At 66.9% G+C, this 17,194-nt stretch carries 16 protein-coding genes; 7 read left to right on the forward strand and 9 right to left on the reverse strand.

The genetic code is table 11. The annotated features are described in order from the left end of the window. Positions 1–12: 12 nt before the first annotated feature. Positions 13–1,323: an MFS transporter gene (locus tag KEC55_RS18640; RefSeq protein ID WP_282509445.1), complete on the reverse strand. Its 1,311-nt coding sequence runs from the start codon at positions 1,321–1,323 to the stop codon at positions 13–15. 71 nt (positions 1,324–1,394) lie between these two features. Next, complete coding sequence (gene uxuA / locus KEC55_RS18645; protein ID WP_282509446.1) at positions 1,395–2,456, reverse strand: mannonate dehydratase; 1,062 nt, start codon at positions 2,454–2,456, stop codon at positions 1,395–1,397. Positions 2,457–2,723: 267 nt separating this feature from the next. Between uxuA and KEC55_RS18650 the strand changes: the two genes are divergently transcribed. The 3 genes from KEC55_RS18650 (at position 2,724) to KEC55_RS18660 (ending at position 6,510) form a co-directional block, all read left to right on the forward strand. Then, positions 2,724–3,446: a FadR/GntR family transcriptional regulator gene (locus tag KEC55_RS18650; protein WP_282509447.1), complete on the forward strand. Its 723-nt coding sequence runs from the start codon at positions 2,724–2,726 to the stop codon at positions 3,444–3,446. A gap of 161 nt (positions 3,447–3,607) precedes the next feature. Beyond that, entirely contained in the window at positions 3,608–4,738 is a 1,131-nt protein-coding gene (locus KEC55_RS18655) for an extracellular solute-binding protein (RefSeq protein ID WP_282509448.1), read from the forward strand. Next, positions 4,735–6,510: a GGDEF domain-containing protein gene (locus tag KEC55_RS18660; protein WP_282509449.1), complete on the forward strand. Its 1,776-nt coding sequence runs from the start codon at positions 4,735–4,737 to the stop codon at positions 6,508–6,510. Before KEC55_RS18655 ends, KEC55_RS18660 begins: the two co-directional genes overlap by 4 nt. A 97-nt stretch (positions 6,511–6,607) precedes the next feature. Here KEC55_RS18660 and KEC55_RS18665 read toward each other — a convergent pair whose 3' ends face one another. From KEC55_RS18665 to KEC55_RS18675, 3 genes are all read right to left on the reverse strand, one after another. Then, on the reverse strand, positions 6,608–6,907 hold the full coding sequence (locus KEC55_RS18665) for a DUF4148 domain-containing protein (RefSeq protein ID WP_282509451.1): 300 nt from the start codon (positions 6,905–6,907) through the stop codon (positions 6,608–6,610). A gap of 279 nt (positions 6,908–7,186) precedes the next feature. Continuing rightward, a complete protein-coding gene (locus tag KEC55_RS18670; protein ID WP_027791787.1) occupies positions 7,187–7,441 on the reverse strand; it encodes a hypothetical protein in 255 nt (84 codons plus the stop codon). A gap of 53 nt (positions 7,442–7,494) precedes the next feature. Next, positions 7,495–8,775: a D-serine ammonia-lyase gene (locus KEC55_RS18675; RefSeq protein ID WP_282511502.1), complete on the reverse strand. Its 1,281-nt coding sequence runs from the start codon at positions 8,773–8,775 to the stop codon at positions 7,495–7,497. 148 nt (positions 8,776–8,923) lie between these two features. Here KEC55_RS18675 and KEC55_RS18680 point away from each other — a divergent pair, with 148 nt between their 5' ends. Next, on the forward strand, positions 8,924–9,874 hold the full coding sequence (locus KEC55_RS18680; protein ID WP_282509453.1) for a LysR substrate-binding domain-containing protein: 951 nt from the start codon (positions 8,924–8,926) through the stop codon (positions 9,872–9,874). Positions 9,875–10,240: 366 nt separating this feature from the next. Here the strand turns inward: KEC55_RS18680 and KEC55_RS18685 are convergent, their stop codons facing one another. Then, complete coding sequence (locus KEC55_RS18685; RefSeq protein ID WP_282509455.1) at positions 10,241–11,089, reverse strand: sulfite exporter TauE/SafE family protein; 849 nt, start codon at positions 11,087–11,089, stop codon at positions 10,241–10,243. Between the two features lie 413 nt (positions 11,090–11,502). On the opposite strand from KEC55_RS18685, the gene KEC55_RS18690 reads away from it, so the two are divergent. Both KEC55_RS18690 and KEC55_RS18695 read left to right on the forward strand, forming a co-directional pair. Next, positions 11,503–12,399 (forward strand): LysR family transcriptional regulator, encoded by an 897-nt coding sequence (locus tag KEC55_RS18690; protein WP_282509464.1) that lies wholly within the window; start codon positions 11,503–11,505, stop codon positions 12,397–12,399. A gap of 118 nt (positions 12,400–12,517) precedes the next feature. Further along, on the forward strand, positions 12,518–13,150 hold the full coding sequence (locus tag KEC55_RS18695; protein ID WP_282509466.1) for a LysE family translocator: 633 nt from the start codon (positions 12,518–12,520) through the stop codon (positions 13,148–13,150). Positions 13,151–13,220: 70 nt separating this feature from the next. On the opposite strand, the gene yddG is transcribed toward KEC55_RS18695, so the two are convergent. From yddG to KEC55_RS18710, 3 genes are all read right to left on the reverse strand, one after another. After that, a complete protein-coding gene (gene yddG, locus KEC55_RS18700; protein ID WP_282509468.1) occupies positions 13,221–14,165 on the reverse strand; it encodes an aromatic amino acid DMT transporter YddG in 945 nt (314 codons plus the stop codon). Between the two features lie 184 nt (positions 14,166–14,349). Further along, a complete protein-coding gene (locus tag KEC55_RS18705) occupies positions 14,350–14,631 on the reverse strand; it encodes a hypothetical protein (protein ID WP_282509470.1) in 282 nt (93 codons plus the stop codon). A gap of 103 nt (positions 14,632–14,734) precedes the next feature. Next, positions 14,735–16,420, reverse strand: coding sequence for a purple acid phosphatase family protein (locus tag KEC55_RS18710; RefSeq protein ID WP_282509472.1), 1,686 nt, complete (start codon positions 16,418–16,420; stop codon positions 14,735–14,737). Between the two features lie 323 nt (positions 16,421–16,743). On the opposite strand from KEC55_RS18710, the gene KEC55_RS18715 reads away from it, so the two are divergent. Continuing rightward, positions 16,744–17,043, forward strand: coding sequence for a YXWGXW repeat-containing protein (locus KEC55_RS18715; RefSeq protein WP_282509474.1), 300 nt, complete (start codon positions 16,744–16,746; stop codon positions 17,041–17,043). Positions 17,044–17,194 lie beyond the last annotated feature (151 nt).

Consider the following 17,194-nt stretch of genomic DNA (forward strand, 5'->3'; position numbering starts at 1 on the left):
TTTCCCTAAGCATCAGGCCGCGCTCGGCTCCGCATTCCGCCTGTTTGCGCCGCCACGCAGCGGCGGCAGCGGCTCGACCTTGCCGACGATGAACAGGTACGACAGCGCGCCGACGACGCACAGCGCGCCGGCCACCGCGAGCGGTACGACGAACGAGCCTTTCGTGATCGACAGCATCACGCCCGTGAACGTCGTGATGAAGATCCCCGCGAGATTGCCCGCGAAGTTCTGGATGCCGCCGAGCGACGCGACATGGGCGGGTGTCGGCGCGACTTCGCCGACGAGCGTCCACACGTTGGCGCCGGCGAACGACAGGCTGGCATACGCGAGTGCGAACAGCCCGAGGCACGCCCACACATTTTCGACGAACGCCGACAGCGCGATCGACGACGACAGCAGCATCCCGAGCACGAGGCAGGTCTTGCGCGCGGCGGTCGCGCTCCAGCCGCGGCGGAACAGGCTGTCCGACACGTAGCCGCCGAGCCAGCCGCCCGGAATCGCGAGCAGCGCGGGCAGCATGCCCCACGTGCCGAGCGACGCGAGCGAGAAGCCGCGCGACTGCAGCAGGTAGCTCGGGAACCACGTGATGAAGAAGTAGATCGCGAAGTTCAGGCAGAACAGGCCGATCATCATCCCCCACACGGTGCGGTAGCGGAACAGGTCGAGCCACGACACCTTCGGGCCGTCGGTTGCGTCCGCAACGGCTGGTGCGGCGCGTTGCGCGAGCAGCGCATCGACGGCATCGGGCGCGATCGCGCGGTAGCGTTCCGGGTCGCGATAGACGAACCACCACGCCAGTGCCCACACGATGCCGATGCCGCCCGTGATCACGAACGACCCACGCCAGCCGACGATCGAGATCAGCCACGCGACGAGCGGCAGCGACAGCGCGGAGCCGACGCGCGAGCCGCTGTCGAAGATGCTGCTTGCGAGCCCGCGTTCGCTGCGCGGGAACCAGTTGAACGCGACCTTCGCGAACGACGGGATCGCGGCCGCTTCGCCGACGCCGAGCATCAGCCGCACGCCGACGAGTTGCGCGAGGCCGCGCGCGGCGCCCGTCGCGACGGTGAACACCGACCACCAGCCGACGGCCAGCGCGAGGCTCACGCGCACGCCGACCTTATCGATGAACCAGCCGGCCGGCAGTTGCAGGAACGCGTAGGTCCAGAAGAACGCGCTCAGCACGAGCCCCATGCCGACCGCGTCGAGGCCGAGGTCGGCGCGAATGCTGGGCGCCGCGATCGCGAGGTTCGCGCGGTCGATGAAGTTGATGACGTTGGCCAGGAAGCACATCAGGATCATGGCCCATCGGATGCGTGGCATGCGGTGTCTCCGTGCGGAATGTCGTGACGGGCGACCGGCGATCCGCTGCGCCGGCCGCCTCGATGGGCGGATTACCGTGCCGCGTGCGGTGCGGTGTCGAACTTCGCGAGCGCTTCCCACAGGCCGTTCAGGTACACCGCGCCGAGCGCGCGGTCGTACAGGCCATAGCCGGGCTTGCCCGTTTCGCCCCAGATCATGCGGCCGTGGTCGGGGCGCACGTAGCCGGTGAAGCCGGTGTCGTGGTATGCCTTTACGATCGCGGCGATGTCGAGCGAGCCGCAGTTCGACAGGTGCGCGGTTTCCTCGAAATTGCCGTTCGCGTCGACCTTCACGTTGCGGATGTGCGCGAAGTGGATGCGGCCCATCGCGCCGAATTCGCGCACCAGCGCTTCGACGTCGTTTTGCGGGCCTGCGCCGAGCGAACCCGAGCACAGCGTCAGCCCGTTCGCGGGCGTGTCGACGATGCGCAGGATCCGTGCGAGATCGTCGCGGTTCTTCACGATGCGCGGCAGCCCGAAGATCGGGCGCGGCGGGTCGTCCGGGTGGATCGCCATCTTCACGCCGGCTTCCTCGGCCACCGGGATGATCGCTTTCAGGAAGTACTCGAGGTTGGCCCACAGAGCGGCTTCGTCGACGTCGCGATAGTCGGCGAGCAGCGCCTGCAGCTGTTCGGGCCGGTAGCTCGAATCCCAGCCGGGCAGCGCGATGCCGTCGTTCGGATCGATCCGGTCGACCGCGTCGGTGCTGAACGCGAGGCAGGTCGAGCCGTCGTCGAGCGTCTTCGACAGCTCGGTGCGGGTCCAGTCGAACACGGGCATGAAGTTGTAGCAGATGACGCGGATGCCGGCCGCGCCGAGGTGGCGGATCGTCTGCCGGTAGTGGTCGATCAGGCGGTCGCGGCCCGGCTTGCCGAGCTTGATGTCCTCGTGGACGGGCACCGATTCGACGACTTCGAACTGCAGGCCGGCGCGCTCGATCGTCGCCTTCAGCGCATCGATCTTGTGCGCGGGCCAGACTTCACCCACCGGTTCGTCGTAAATCGCGGACACGATATGCGTGACGCCCGGGATCTGGCGGATGTATTGCAGCGAGACCGGATCGGACTCGCCGTACCAACGGAAAGACATCTTCACTGGAGCGGCTCCTGGCTGGCGGTTCATGCACGGACGACCGGGCGGCATCGTGCCGGCCCGTCGTCGGTGTGCGGATTATGATTGGTATGCCAGTTGTGGTGGATAGTGGTTTACCAGTTATCCACGCAAGCGCTGGCCAACGTAATGTTTCCGGGGATGGACTGTAACCTTGGTCGAACGGCCAATCCGGATGCCGGCCGAAATTGGTGTACCATTTTGGTGATCCGGTGCCGCGACGGCGCCAGCCAGCCCGTTGCGAGCCTTTCGATGACCGATCTTTCCAGCCTGCCCGCCAGCCGTGACACCGACGCCGCGGACCGCTCCTATATCGGCCTTGCGCGGCAGATCCACGCAATGGTGGCCGCCGGCGCGTTCGAAGCCGGCGCGCGGCTGCCGTCGGAGCGCAGCCTGGCCGACCAGTTCGGCGTGAGCCGCACGCAGGTGCGCGAGGCGATCATCGCGCTCGAGGTGCAGGGGATCGTCGAAGTGCGGATCGGCTCGGGCATCTATGTATCGGCAGCCGATGCCGCGCGGCCGGTGACGTTCGAGGTGCCGCGCGGCCCGGGGCCGATCGAGACGCTGCGCGCGCGCGGGCTGATCGAGGCGGAAGTCGCGGCGCTCGCGGCGACCGAACGCAAGGACGCCGATCTCGACCGCCTGTTTTTCTCGCTGACGACGATGCGCGAGCAGATGGACGACAAGGCCGCGTACGACGCAGCCGATCGCCAGTTTCATCTGCGGATTGCCGAATCGACCGGCAACACGGTGCTGCTGCACATGGTTACTGCGATGTGGGACTGCGCGCGCAGCGATCCGCTGTGGGACAAGATCGAGGAGCATTTCCACTCGACCGCGCTGCGCGAGGCGTCACAGGAGGATCACCAGCGGATCTTCGCAGCGATCATGGCGCGTGACGCAACCGGCGCACGTGAAGCGATGCGTGCGCACCTGTCGCGCGTGATCGCCGAGTTCACGCAAGCGTGGCGTTGACGTTCGTTTTCACGGCCCGAAGCGGGCCGGAGTAACTGCGTCGCATTCCGACGCCGACGCCGGTGAACGTGCATGCCGCGTACGGCTTCTTCCAATTGCGCGACCGTACGATTTATGGTCTCGTTGCGTGATATCGCATCGGCTCGAAAAAGGACAGTCGAATGCAGCCGGGGGATTCACACGGGGTCCGATTGATCAGGGGAATCGGTGCGCGCATGCGTGCATGCGGTGCCGTGCTCGGGCTGCTCATCGTATTGACAATGGGCTTGCTTGCGCCCGTTCCGCCGGCTTTCGCCACCTCTCCCGAAACCGTCAACGACAACGTGCTGCGCGTGCTCGCGTGGCCCGGCTATGCGGACAGCGACGTCGTCAGCGCGTTCGAGGCCCAGTTCCACGCGCGCGTCGAAGTGACGTTCGTCGATTCCGACGAAGCGCTGTGGTCGCGGATGCACAGCGCGTCGCCGCCGCCGTACGACGTGCTGGCCGCGAATACGGCCGAGATCCAGCGCTATGCACACGAACGGCTGCTCGCGCCGATCGACCTGGCGCGCATCCCGAACCGGCGGCGGCAGTTGCCGAACTTCCAGCAGCTCGCGACGATCGGCGGGCTCGTGCAGGACAGCGAGACCTACGCGATCCCGTTCACGTATTCGTCGATGGGGCTGATCTACGACCGCAAGCAGGTACCGGCCGCGCCGCGCTCGATGCGCGAGCTGTGGAATCCGCGCTACCGCGGCAAGGTGCTCGACTTCAACAGCGCGCAGCACAATTTCTCGTTCACCGCGCTCGCGCTCGGCTATTCCGATCCGTTTCGGCTGTCGTCCACGCAGACGCTTGCGGTCGCGCGCAAGCTGATCGACCTGCGCCGCAACCTGCTGACGTATTACACGCTTCCGGAAGAGGCGACCGCGCTGTTCGTCCAACATCGCGCGGCGCTGATGTTCGGCAACTACGGCACGCAGCAGGTCGAGCTGCTGCGGCGCGCGGGCGCGGACGTCGGCTACGTGATCCCGGAAGAAGGCGCGCTCGCGTGGCTCGACTGCTGGGCCGTCACGCGCGGCGCGCAACGCCCCGAGCTCGCGTTCGCGTGGATCAACTACATGCTCGAACCGGCGATCGGCACGCTATTGACCGAGCGCCAGGGGCTCGCGAATACGCTCGAGCCGCCGCCGGGCCTCGACACCGGGCACCAGCATCTCGTGTGGCTGCAGCCCGTCGAGAACATCGCGCGCCGCGAATCGTTGTGGAGCCGCATCGTGTCGGGCGACCGGCCGGAGCGGTTCGGAAAATGATCCGCCTCGGCCTCACGTCGAAACTGTCGGTGCTGTTCGCCTGCATCGGCGTGATCGCGTCCGGCACGACCGGCTACTACGCGTATCGCGCCAACCGCGCGATGCTCGTGCAGGAGGCGCAGCACAACCTGCTGATGTCGACGCAACTGCTCGGGCAACGCTTCACGACCGCGCTGGCGGACGTTGCCGACGATGCGCTCGTGCTCGCCCAGTTGCCGTCGTCCGCGTTCGTTGCCGGTGGCGACGATCCGGACATCGCACGACGCACGCGACTCGAGCAGGTGTATTACAGCTTCATGCGAAACCATCCGGAATACCTGCAGATCCGCCTGATCGCGAGCGGGCATTTCGGGATCGAACGCATCCGTGTCGATCGCGATGCGCGCGGCATCGTCGTGCTGCCCGAAAACGCATTCCAGGAGAAAGGGCAGTTTTCCTATGTATTCGATACGCTCGCGACGGCGCCCGGCCACATCTACCTGTCGCCGATCGTGATCAACCACGAGACGGGGTCGCACGCCGCCGAAGGACTGCCGATCCTGCGGGTGGGCACGCCGGTCGTCGACACGTCGGGGCGGACGGTTGGCGCGCTCGTCGTCGACGTCGAGCTTTCGCGCGTGTTCGACCGGCTCGAGCGCGACTTGCCGGAAGACTATGCGGTCTATCTCGCGAACGAGTGGGGCGATTTTCTCGTGCATCCCGATCCGGCGCAGACGTTCGGTTTCGATCGCGGCAGGCGCGTGCTGATGCAGGACCGCTTTACCGCCACGCGCGCGTTGTTCGACAACGTGCAAGCGAACGTGACGCTCAACGGCCTCGCTCAGCCCGACGTGGCGCCGGGCCAGATGTACGCGTTCACGCACACGCCGTTCGGGCACGACGAGGGCAACCGCTTCGTCGTGCTCGGCATGGCGCGTCCGCTCGCGGACGTGCTGGCGCCGGCCGGCGTGCTCGGCGAGCGGATCGTCCGGATGGTGCTCGTGTCGAGCCTGCTGGCGGTGATCCTCGCGATCCTGTTCGCGCGTGCGATCACGCGGCCGCTGCAGACGCTGGCGCGTGCCGCGACGCACGTATTCGACGATTCGGCCGCCGAGCAGCTGCCGATCGCGCGCGCCGATGAGATCGGCGTGCTCGCGCGCTGTTTCGACAGCATGCGTGTCGAGATCCGCACGCAGGTCGCGATGCTGCGTGCGAAGCAGCAGGAGCTTGCACACCTCGCCGGCCACGACCCGCTCACGGCGCTACCGAACCGCCTGTTGTTCATGGAGCATCTCGATGCCGCAATCCGGCATGCGGCGGCCGTGCGCGAAGGGCTGGCCGTGATGTTCGTCGACCTCGACCGCTTCAAGCAGATCAATGACCAGCACGGCCACTCGGCCGGCGATCGCACGCTCGTCGCGGTCGCGAAGCGGCTGAGCCTCGTGCTGCGCAACGGCGACATGGTCGCGCGACTCGGCGGCGACGAATTCATCGTGTTGATCGCGGACGTGCGTTCGCCGGCGGTGATCGGCGATGTTGCGTCGCGCATCCAGATCGTGTTGGCCGAGGAACTGGAGTTCGGCGATCGGCGTGTGGCGGTCGGCGCAAGCATCGGCGTCAGCGAGTTTCCGGCCGACGGCGCGTCGGCCGAGGAACTGCTCGTCAAGGCCGACGCGGCGATGTACGCGGCGAAGGCGTCCGCGCAGTGCGCATGCGTGCGTTATCAGGATTTGGTGCGGGGCGGTATCGCGAGGGATGAAGGCGACCGGGTCGCATCGGGCGGCAGCCGTTGATCATCGGTCGGCAAAACATGCGCTGCAAACGCAACGAGCCCGTCATGGACGGGCTCGTTGCATGGCCGGACTGCGCGCGATGCGCGCAGCGGCTGACTTAGTGGCCGAAGTAGACCGAGTCGTGCGCGGGTTGCGGCTTGACGGCCGGTGCGCCACCCTGGACGGTTGCGGCCGGTTGTGCACCGTAGCCGCTGTTGTCGGCGCCGCGTACGCGGGCTTGGGCGGCCTGGATGTCGGCCGGGTAGTACGGGCTCGACAGGCCCGGCTTGTAGCCGGCGTTTTCGAGCTGGACCAGTTCGTTGCGCACCTGGGCGCGGGTCACGGTGCTTTGGGCGAATGCGCCGAACGAAGCGGACAGGGCAACAGCTGCAACGACTGCGGAAACGAGCGATTTCATGATGACCTCCGATGTTTTTGGCTTTCCGCGTTCGACACCATGTCGTAAGCGGTTGATTACATCGTAGGCTTCGGCGGACCTAGGGTAAACGTGAGTTTTAGTGAAAGATCGTTGCCGGTGGAGTAATAATTCCGCGATAAATCTCTTCGGTCCCCATTGGGTATTGCCGGATTTGCAATGGAACGGCGGTGGGGGCGCGGCGCGGACGGCGCGCACGGGCGGGCGCCCGGCGATAGCGGAAAGCGGGGATGGATGCGGGCGGGTGGCGGGGAGGCCGGCTCAGACGTCGTCGTCGATTTCCTTGCGCTCCCGGCGTTCCTCGTTGCCGCGGCGCGCGCGCAGGCGCTGCCGCGACAGGACGGCGATCACCTGCTGGGTCGGCGCGCCGGACGGCAGTTCGTTGCGGATGCGATCGGGCACCATCGGCAGGCCCGCACGCTGCCGGCGCAGCGCCTTGGCGATTGCCCGGCGGCATTCGTCCCCGTGGCAATCCCATTCATCGCGGATTCTCTGGCAATAACGGCATTGTTCCATCCGGACAGTCTAACCGGTCTTCGGGAACGGGGCAGAGCGCCGGGCGGCACGCCTCAGGCGCCGGGCACGGCGAGCGCCTTCGCGTGGGACTGGAAGCGGCGGTGTTCTTCCGGCGGAACGAGCGAGCCGCCGGTTGCCCAGATGACGTGCGTGGACGCGCGCATGTCGATCGCGTGGCGGCGCAGGTAGTCCCTGCCGGCCGGTGATTGGGCCAACCAGCCTGGCCCGCCGACGGCGGCTGCGGCCGACGGCTCCAGTTCCACTCCCGTGGAGCGTTGAACCGCGAGCAATTGCGTGTAGAGCTGCGCGTCGCTGACCGTGAAGACGCCCGACAACTGCGACGCCATCAGCGGGCTGACCAGATGCGAGGCCTGCGCGACCGCCAGGCCATCGGCTTCGGTCCGGTTGTCGAGGCCGATGTCGTAGACGGACACCGGCGTGCCTGCGCCGGCGGCGAGCTGGACGAGCATGCATGGCGCCGCGACAGGCTCGGCGAAAAAGCAATGCACGTGCTCGCCGAACAGCGCCTTGAGGCCATACGTGATGCCGCCCGGCGCGCCGCCGACTCCGCACGGGAGATGGACGAAGAGCGGATGCGCGGCGTCCACGCGGCGGCCCGATTCGGCAAGCTGCGCGGCGAGATGGCGGGCGCTCGCCGCGTAGCCGAGGAACAGCATCAGCGAGCCTTCGTCGTCGACGAAATGGCCGCGTGGTTGATCGCGCGCCTGCGATCGACCGGCGGCGACCGCTTGCGCGTAATCGCCGTCGTGCTCGACGACGCGGACACCACGGTTGCGCAGGCGTGCCTTTTTCCACGGCTTCGCATCGGTCGACATGTGGACGACCGATTCGAACCCCAGCGCGGCGGCCATCACGCCGATGCTCAAGCCGAGATTGCCGGTGCTGCCCACGACGACGGTATGCGTGGCGAACAACGCGCGCGCGGCGGCCGACGCGAGAATCCGCCGGTCGCCCTCGGGGGCGATCAGCCCGTGTTCGATCGCAATCGACTCGGCGAGCGCGAGCACTTCATGAAAGCCGCCGCGCGCCTTGATCGAACCGGCCACCGGCAATGCGTCGTCGCGCTTGATGAACCAGGCACCGTGCGCGTCGTCCGCGTGCGACAACGCGCGCTGCAAGTCGTCCGCCGGCATCAGCGGCGATTCGATTTTTCCGGCGGTGGCCGCGAGTTCCGGAAACAACTCGGCCATCAGCGGCTCGCAGCGCGCCAGTCTCGCTTCGGCCGCCGCGATCGCGTCGAACGAAGGGGCGCCCTGCGGCAACGGGCGGCCGGCTTCCGGGTTCAGCCACAGCAGCGGTTGACGGGATTGCAGTCTGGCTAATAGATCGGCGGGTTGAAGCGTAGCGGTCACGGAGCGGCCTTGTGTTCGTTGAGCGGGATACAAGGCTGAAATGCTACGATTCAAGGCGACTGCGCAAAAGCGCCGATTTCTAATCCATGCATTAGCCTGACTTATATCGATGAGACTGGACGGTTCGATCCTCGGTGCGTTGCTCTGCTTTGAAACGGCCGGCCGGCTGTTGAGCTTCACGAAGACGGCGCAGGCGTTCAACCTGACGCAAAGCGCCGTGAGCCAGCAGATCCGGAATCTGGAGGACCGGCTGGGCTATCCGCTGTTCGTGCGCCAGGCGCGCGGGTTGAGGCTGACGGAGAAGGGCGCGATCCTGCTCGGGACGATGTCGGGCGCATTCGGCGATATTCATCGCACGCTTCAGGCGCTCGGCATGTCGGATGCGCCGCTGCAGGTCAGTTGTCTGCCGTCGCTTGCATTGCAATGGCTGATGCCGCGCCTGACCGGATTTCACCGGCAGCAGCCGGCCGTGTCGGTGCGTGTGCAGGCCGAATTCCAGGTGCTGGACCGCGAGGCGATGGAGACCGGCGACATCGACGTGGCCGTGCGCTATGACCCGGTGCAATACGGTCGACTGCATGCCGAGGTCATTCTCGACGAGATTCTGTTCCCGGTCGCCACGCCGGCGTATCTGGCGCAGCATCCGGCGTTCGCCAGCGGGGCGTCGCCGGACGGCGTCGTGTTGCTGCACGATGCCGCGCCGTGGGTCGGCGCGCCCGAGTTCGTCGAGTGGCGTACGTGGCTGGAGGCCGTCCGGCCGGCGTGGATCGCGCATCTGGACGGGCCTCAGTTCAATTTTTCCAGCCTGGCGATCACGGCCGCGTTGAACCATCAGGGTGTCGCGATGGCGCGCGCCGCGCTCGTGCATGACGAGATTCAGAGCGGACGGCTCGTCGATGTGTTCGGCGCACACGTGCGTGCGCCGGCGCGCTACGTGCTGCTGTCACGCAACCCGGACGACCCGCGAACCGCCGCCTTTTCGGACTGGCTCAAGGCCGAGTGCGTGCGCTTCCGTGAAGCCCGGTCGCGCGTGCCGTCGAAGGCGGAGCGGCACGCATGATCGATGCCGCCGGATGGCTGGATCGGAGTGCGAAGCAATGTGGTTGAAGACGTGGCGGCAAACTACAGTTTCCCGTCCCTCGCCATACGGATTGCTTGCGCATGGACGGGGCCGGTCGCCTTATCTGAGGGACCAGATGCCCCAGATCGCGATCAACAGGCCAAGGCCGAACCCGCAGCCCAGCAACACATAGGTTTCCATTTCGTGTCTCTGAAAACGTGGCAGCGCCGATGTCGGCATCAGCGTGCGAACAGCACAGTCGGCAGCGTATCGTCGGCGTTGCCGGCCGGAGCGATACGCCGGGTCCGCGAATACTACGCGTTGCAGCTTTCAGAACGCATGCGCGACCGGTAATGGCGCCGCTTGCTAGTTCCGGACCGCGTGCGCACTGTCGCCCTGCGCGACGTGCGGGCTGCCGTGCCGCAACACGCCCGATTTCCAGATCATTTGCGACGCCGCGACGAGCACGAACAGCAGGACCACCATCCGGAAGATTTTCGGCGACATCTTGTCCCGCAGCGGGCGAACCAGCCACATGCCGGCGATGGCCGGCAGGCTGGCCGCCGCCGAGATTGCCAGATCGGCGGCGCTTGCATGCGCGGCGCCGCTGAACGTCGTGATCAGCGTGACGATCGACACCACGAGGATGATCGCGATCTGCTTCGTGAACACGCGCCCGGTCGCGCCGGACGAAATCAGGTAGGTCGCGAGCAGCGGCCCGGGAACCGACGCGATGCTTTCCATCAGCGCCGCGCCGAAGCCGAGCGCGAACCCGACCGGCTTCTGCCACGCTTCCGGCAGGTTGAGTTTCGGCGCGGCGAGCATCAGCGCCGCGGCCACGATCAGGAGCGCACCGGAGGCCGCCTGCGCGTGCCCCGGATTGAGCGACAGCAGGATCGCGACGCCGACGATATTGCCGATCACCGTTCCTGCGATCGGTGCGGCGATTTTCCGGGCCGTGGCCAGCACCTGGCCGCCTTCCAGCGCCTGCGGAATGTTGCCGAGGATGATCGGCATCGACAGCAGCAGCACCGCATGCCGGATCGGCAGGAACTGGCTGAGGATCGGCATCGCGATCAGCGGCACGCCGATCCCGGTGATGCCCTTGGCCATGCCGCCCAGCAGCAGCGCAACGGCGATGCCGGTCAGGTCGAGCACGGTGAGCGCCTGCAGGCTGGAAACCAGCACACCTTCAGTCAGATTGAAATGAATCATGGAATGGCATGTCGCGGAATAGCCGGCAGCGAGCGCTGTCGACGGAGCCCGTTGCGGTCGCGTGCGTTTCGCACGCGTTCGTTCTCGTCTGGCTTGAACCGGTCATGCGATCGCATGGCGCCGCCTCGTGTGCGGCCGGCGGGCGCGTGGCTCGGTCCAGGCCGGCAGGTCGTGCCGGCAAGCATGGGCAACGCGGTGGCGTGGTTCAACCTGGCTAATCGACCGCCGGCCGGTGCGCATGCAAGGGCGCGGCGGATCGAGCGTGCATCTTACCTGAGCGCTGCCGACGATGTCCGGCTCGACCCCGGCGTGGTGCGGGCGCGGCGTTCCGTGCGATGGCGCCGATTCAATATAATTCATGATGGTTTGCCGCATCATGCGGCGAATACATGCCATCGAAACAAGGAAATCCGATGACGCTTGCCCAGTTGCAGGCCCTGGCGGCCGTGGTCGAACTCGGTTCGCTCACGGCCGCTGCCGACCGGCTCAGTCGCAGCCAATCCGCGATCAGCCATGCGCTGACCGAGCTGGAGGACCTCACGCAGGTCAAGCTGCTCTGGCGCGATCGGCAGCCGGTCGTCCTGACGGCCGCTGGCGAACGCCTGTGGCCGTACGTCCAGAGCGTCGTCCGTGAAGCGCAGATGCTGCGCCAGCAGTTCAGCCTGTCGCGCGGCAAGCTCGAAGGGCGGCTGGTGGTCGCGTCGTTGCCGAGCGTGTCGCTGGCGTTCGTCGCCCCCGCGCTCGAGGCGTTGAAGGAGCAGCACGAGGGCGTATCGGCGGTGCTGCTCGAAGGCACGGACAGTGAAGTCGAAGGATGGATCGACGACGGGACGGCCGATGTCGGCGTGGTGGCCGGCACGAAGATTTTCGCGCACAACCTGCCGCTGCTCGACGAGGATTTCGTCGCGGTGGCGGCCGACGGCATGTTCGCCGGTCGCAAGAGCGTGTCGGCCAGGCAGTTGTCCGCGGCGCCGTTCATTTTTTCGAAGGCCGGGTGCGGGCCGGTGATCGCCGAGTATTTCGCGCGCGGCGGCGCGCCGCTGCAGGCTGCGTTCAACGTGGTGGAGATGCGTACCATCCTGTCGATGGCGGAGGCCGGGATGGGCGTGTCGATCGTGCCGCGCATCACGCTCACGTACACGCCGTTCGGCGGCCGCGTGCTGGACCTGTCGCCGCGGCTGCATCGTTCCGTGCGGTTGGCGTGGAACACAGCTGGCAACGCGGTGACCGATGAATTCGTGAGGCTCGTCGACGCGCAACGTGCGAAGGCGGGGAAGGCGATCCACGCACGCGCGAAAAAGAGCGGGTAGCGGGAGGACGGCGCGATGAACGGGGTTCATGGGCGGCTTGCAGATTATTCATGCTGACCACCGTCAGCATGCAATACATTGATTGGACCTCGTCCCCGTTGCCCTGAAGGAGATTGCCGTGCCGGCCTTGCCCACCCTGTTTGCGTTCGGACTCGTGTCGCTCGGCATGGTGCTGACGCCCGGACCGAACATGATCTACCTGGTGTCGCGCGCGATCTGCCAGGGCCGCCGTGCCGGGCTCGTGTCGCTCGGCGGCGTCGCGCTTGGGTTCGTGTTCTACATGGTGTGTGCCGCGCTCGGCATTACCGCGCTGGTGATGACCGTGCCGTATGCGTACGACGCGCTGCGCTTGGCCGGCGCGCTGTATCTGGCCTACCTGGCGTGGCAGGCGCTGAAACCCGGCGGCCGCTCGGCGTTCCAGGTCCGGCAATTGCCGCACGACAGTCGTGCCAGGCTGTTCACGATGGGTTTCGTCACGAACCTCGCTAATCCGAAGATCGCGGTGATGTATCTGTCGCTGTTGCCGCAATTCATTTCGCCGGGCCACGGCAGCGTGCTCACGCAATCGCTGGTGTTGGGCTGCGTGCAAATCGCGGTGAGCGTCAGCGTGAATGCGCTGATCGCGTGCACGGCCGGTTCGATCGCGGGCTTTCTCGCGGGTCGGCCGCTCTGGGCGTCGGCCCAGCGCTGGTTGATGGGCACCGTGTTGGCCGGACTGGCCGTGCGGATCGCGCTGGAGTCGCGAAGCTAGGGCGCGGTGGCTGGCGCTTGGAGGCACGGCCGGCTGCAAGCTGACCTTGCGCCGAAAATGCCGGGCAGCGTCATCCGTGGCAATCGCCTTCGGCCACTTTGCCGACGCGAACGGGCGCGGCCTTGTCCTTGCGTCGGCTGCGCGTCGAGAGCCAGCACAGGATCGACCCGCCGCACACCATCAATGCGCCTTGCCAGAATTCGACCGACAGCGGCGCATGCAGCAGCGTCGCGGCGAACGCGGCGGCGAGCACCGGCGTGAAGTACGACGCGCCGACGATGACCGTCACGTTGCCGTGCATGATGCCGGTATTCCAGGCCGCATAGCCGAATCCGAGCGCGGACGCCGCCAGCACGAGGTACAGGACCGCGTGAAAGCTGAACGTCATGCCGCCGCCGCCTTCCACCGCGAACTTGATCCAGAGCACCGCGGCAACCAGCATGAAGAACGGCGTGACGCCGTTCTTGCCGTCGGCGAGGCGTGCCGTCACCGTGCAATAGCCGGCCCAGATCAGCGCGCCGATGAATGCGAGGCCATAGCTCAGAGGATTGTCCGCGACGTTGCGCAGCATGCCGGCCGGATCGAGGCCGCGGTCGCCGCCGAGCACCCAGCAGATGCCGAGCATCGACAGCAGGACACCCGGCACGACCAGCAGGTTCGCACGCTGCTTGTTGAATACGATGGCCGCGACCAGCGTGAGGCTCGGCCACAGATAGTTGACCATCGCGACTTCGATCGCCTGCTGCCCGTTGCTCGCATAGCCGATCGACAGCGCGAGGCACAGCTCGTACGAGACGAACAGCAGCCCGCCCCAGAGCAGATAGCTTTTCGGGAACTTGCTCAGGTCGGGGAAGCCGACCGAAAACAGCAGAAGCACGGACGCCACCGTATAGATCATCGCGGCGCCGCCGGTCGCGCCGAGACTTTCACTGACGCCGCGAACAAGCGCGACCACCGAGGCCCACAACACCACCGCGCCGAGCCCGGCGAGCGTTGCCTTGTTCTTGCGTTTCATGCTTCCTGCTTGTTTCAACATGCCAATTCGATTTCGGATGATACGGGGCCGTTCGCGCGTGCTGTCGTCGCGAGCGGCAATGCAATGGGGGGATTTCGCCGGAAACGCGCATTCTAACGGGGCGAAGCCGTTGCGACGATGCAGACAGACGGAAGCGTACGGCAGATTCAGACGCGTGAGCCGATCACGCGTCGTCGATACGCCACGCCGCGCCGATTGCCGACAACGCGTGCCCGATCGAGTCGAGCATGGCGTTCCGCGTCGGCCCGAGCGTCGTCACGAGGAAGAATCCGTCTTCATCGGTCGTCAGGCCGATCAGCGGCCAGCCGCCGGTGTCATCGCGGACCTCGAGCTGTCGTCGGCCGCGATCGATGTCGATGCCGCCATGCGCTTGCCGCAGTGCATTCGCGATGGCATCGAATGCGTCGGCCGACGGGCGCGTGTGGATGCGGTATTCGAAACTCATCGTCGTGGGTAGGTGTGCGAGCCGGGCAGTCTAACGCGTGCCACGACATCCTGCCCCGCGATGGCAGTGCAATCGGCGCCCGCCGTGGCGGGCGCCCGCACGATCACCGCTCGTGCCGCTTCTTGCTCAGCTCGATCGTCTCGAACAGCTCGTACTGGGCGGTCGGGTGCTGGTCGGCGCCCGGCGCGTGGTAGTAGCGCATCGTGATCGTCGTGTGACCGCCCGGCTTGCCCGGGTCGTGGTCGAACACCGCAATCCCGTAGCCGGTGCCGGTGTCGCGGCGCGCGGACCAGATCGCATCCTCGAGCGCATCGGCCGGCTGACGCACGAACGTGTTCGGCGCCGTGCCCGGCACCGGGCGGTTCGGCTTCGTGAACACCTTCGCGCGCGCAAAACCGGTCGACGGGTTCTCGCCGTACACGTCGAGCGGCGCGCTGGTGCCGCCGCCGCCGAGGATCAGGTGGATCGTGCCGTGGCTCGTGTCGAATTTCATGCGGTCCGGGTCGTTGGAGCCGACCGGACGCGGCTGCAGCGTCTCGACCACTTCGCCGGTCGTCGCATCGACGCCCGCGCGGTGATTGCAGCCGCGCACCGGGTAGCTGCGCTCGTAGTCGTGATCGTGGCCGCATAGCACGAGGTCGACGCCGTAACGGTCGAACAGCGGCAGCCAGGCTTCGCGAATACCCTTGTCGGAGCCGTTGCCCGTCTTCGACGAGCTGAGCGCGTCCTGGTGCATCTGCACGACGATCCAGTCGATGTCGTCGTCATGGGCGGCATGACGGAGCGTGCGTTCGAGCCAGCGCGTCTGCTCGCCGTTGCTGTAGCCGCGCACGTAGAACGACGTGCCGGGTTCGATCGGCGGGCGGCCCGTGCTCGCGGCCGGCACGAGCGGCGCCGGGCCGCCGACGAACGCGGCGGCGTCCTGGTACACGACATCGTCGGCGTCGAGCGACACGAACAGCACTGAGCTCACGCGGAAGCTGTACCAGCGGCCGGGGAAGTGCGTGCCGTTCTCCGGCAGCGTATAGCGCGCGAGATACGAATCGAGCCCCTGCGGGCCGTTGTTGAACTCGATCTCGTGATTGCCCGGGCACGGCATCCACGGGCGATTCGCGGCCGACGTCTGGTTGTTGTTGCCGAAATCGCGCCACACCTCGGGCTGATGCGCGGGGTTCAGGTTCGCATAGCAGAGGTCGCCGTTCAGCAGGTGGAACAGCGGCTGGAACTGCTCGACGGCCTGCACCGCGAAGCGGCTCTGCGGCGACGACAGCACCCACGCGCCGTTCGGCGTCGCGAGATCGCCGTAGCTCGTGAAGCGGAACGGCGCACGGCCGCGCGGCGCGGTCGAAAAATTCGCGGAAAACGGCTGCGCGGCGTTGCTGTCGTTGTCGGCGGTGATCTCGTAGCGGTAGCGCGTATCGGGCTTCAGCCCGTGCACGCGCGCGTGGTACGCGAACACGGTTTCGCCGTTCAGGCCGTCGGTGTACAGGCGCTGGACGCCGTGCACGGTACGCGCAGGCTCGCCGTCGGCGACGATGCGCGCACGCGGATTGACGGCCGGCGCGAGCGACGCCCACGAGATCACGACCTCGGACGTCGGGTCGTTGCCCCACGTCAGGTGAACCTGTTCGGGCGTGCCGTCCGGATTCGCCACGGCGGCGCGCGTGGCTGCGAGGCCGCCGGCAGCGGTGGCGAGGCCGGATACGCCGGCAAGTTTCAGGAAGCCGCGACGCGATACCGAGGCGGCCGGCTCGTTCGGCTGATCAGGGAGAGTGTCCTGGTTCGACATGGTCGGTGTTTTCGTTGGTGGGGACGCGAGACGAGGAACCGCGCGGCCATGCGCGAGCGCGGCCGGGGCGTGGGCCGGAAACGAGCGGGATCCCGGTCGCATGCATTGTCGAAGGGCAGTTTTGCCGCGTTGTGACAGCACGGCAACCCGGCGTGGGCGGCGGCCGATGGGCAGGATCGCGCAGCACGGTACCCGGCACGCGCCGAAGCCGTGTCGGTCTCCCTGAAATTTATTTGCAGACTCCGCGACGGAATTGTTTCGCCCATGCCGTTTAACGCATGAACGACCGCAACCGGTCGATGCCCGTTACTTCGGAGTCTTTCATGAAACTTTCTGTTCCATTGCGATTTGCCATGGCATGCGTGGCCGCGCTGGCGGCATCCGCGTCTTTCGCGCAGGCCGTGATCGTTGCGCCTTATGCGCCGCCACCGCCGCGCGTCGAAGTGCTGCCGGCGCCGCGCGCGGGCTACGTCTGGGATCAGGGGCACTGGCACTGGCGGCAGGGTCGTTACGTCTGGATTCCGGGCCACTGGCAAGTGGTGCGCGTCGGTTACCACTGGGTGCCCGGTCATTGGGCCGCGCGCGGGCCGGCCTGGCGATGGGTACCCGGTCACTGGGCGTGACGCGTGCGCCGTCGCCCGGCACACGGTGCCCGCGCGACGGATCCTTCATGCAACATCATGAGACGAAGCCATGCCTTTCCGAACCATCGTGATACTGGCGGCCGCAGCCATCGTGCTGGCCGGCTGCGTCGTGGTGCCGGCCCGTCCGGTG

It is taken from the genome of Burkholderia cepacia (assembly GCF_029962485.1).
Lineage (GTDB): Bacteria > Pseudomonadota > Gammaproteobacteria > Burkholderiales > Burkholderiaceae > Burkholderia.

Coding starts and splice junctions, on each gene's coding strand:
- KEC55_RS18640 (WP_282509445.1), bottom strand. CDS start 1,323: ATGCCACGCATCCGATGGGCCATGATCCTGATGTGCTTCCTGGCCAAC.
- KEC55_RS18650 (WP_282509447.1), top strand. CDS start 2,724: ATGACCGATCTTTCCAGCCTGCCCGCCAGCCGTGACACCGACGCCGCG.
- KEC55_RS18655 (WP_282509448.1), top strand. CDS start 3,608: ATGCAGCCGGGGGATTCACACGGGGTCCGATTGATCAGGGGAATCGGT.
- KEC55_RS18660 (WP_282509449.1), top strand. CDS start 4,735: ATGATCCGCCTCGGCCTCACGTCGAAACTGTCGGTGCTGTTCGCCTGC.
- KEC55_RS18665 (WP_282509451.1), bottom strand. CDS start 6,907: ATGAAATCGCTCGTTTCCGCAGTCGTTGCAGCTGTTGCCCTGTCCGCT.
- KEC55_RS18670 (WP_027791787.1), bottom strand. CDS start 7,441: ATGGAACAATGCCGTTATTGCCAGAGAATCCGCGATGAATGGGATTGC.
- KEC55_RS18680 (WP_282509453.1), top strand. CDS start 8,924: ATGAGACTGGACGGTTCGATCCTCGGTGCGTTGCTCTGCTTTGAAACG.
- KEC55_RS18685 (WP_282509455.1), bottom strand. CDS start 11,089: ATGATTCATTTCAATCTGACTGAAGGTGTGCTGGTTTCCAGCCTGCAG.
- KEC55_RS18690 (WP_282509464.1), top strand. CDS start 11,503: ATGACGCTTGCCCAGTTGCAGGCCCTGGCGGCCGTGGTCGAACTCGGT.
- yddG (WP_282509468.1), bottom strand. CDS start 14,165: ATGAAACGCAAGAACAAGGCAACGCTCGCCGGGCTCGGCGCGGTGGTG.
- KEC55_RS18705 (WP_282509470.1), bottom strand. CDS start 14,631: ATGAGTTTCGAATACCGCATCCACACGCGCCCGTCGGCCGACGCATTC.
- KEC55_RS18710 (WP_282509472.1), bottom strand. CDS start 16,420: ATGTCGAACCAGGACACTCTCCCTGATCAGCCGAACGAGCCGGCCGCC.
- KEC55_RS18715 (WP_282509474.1), top strand. CDS start 16,744: ATGAAACTTTCTGTTCCATTGCGATTTGCCATGGCATGCGTGGCCGCG.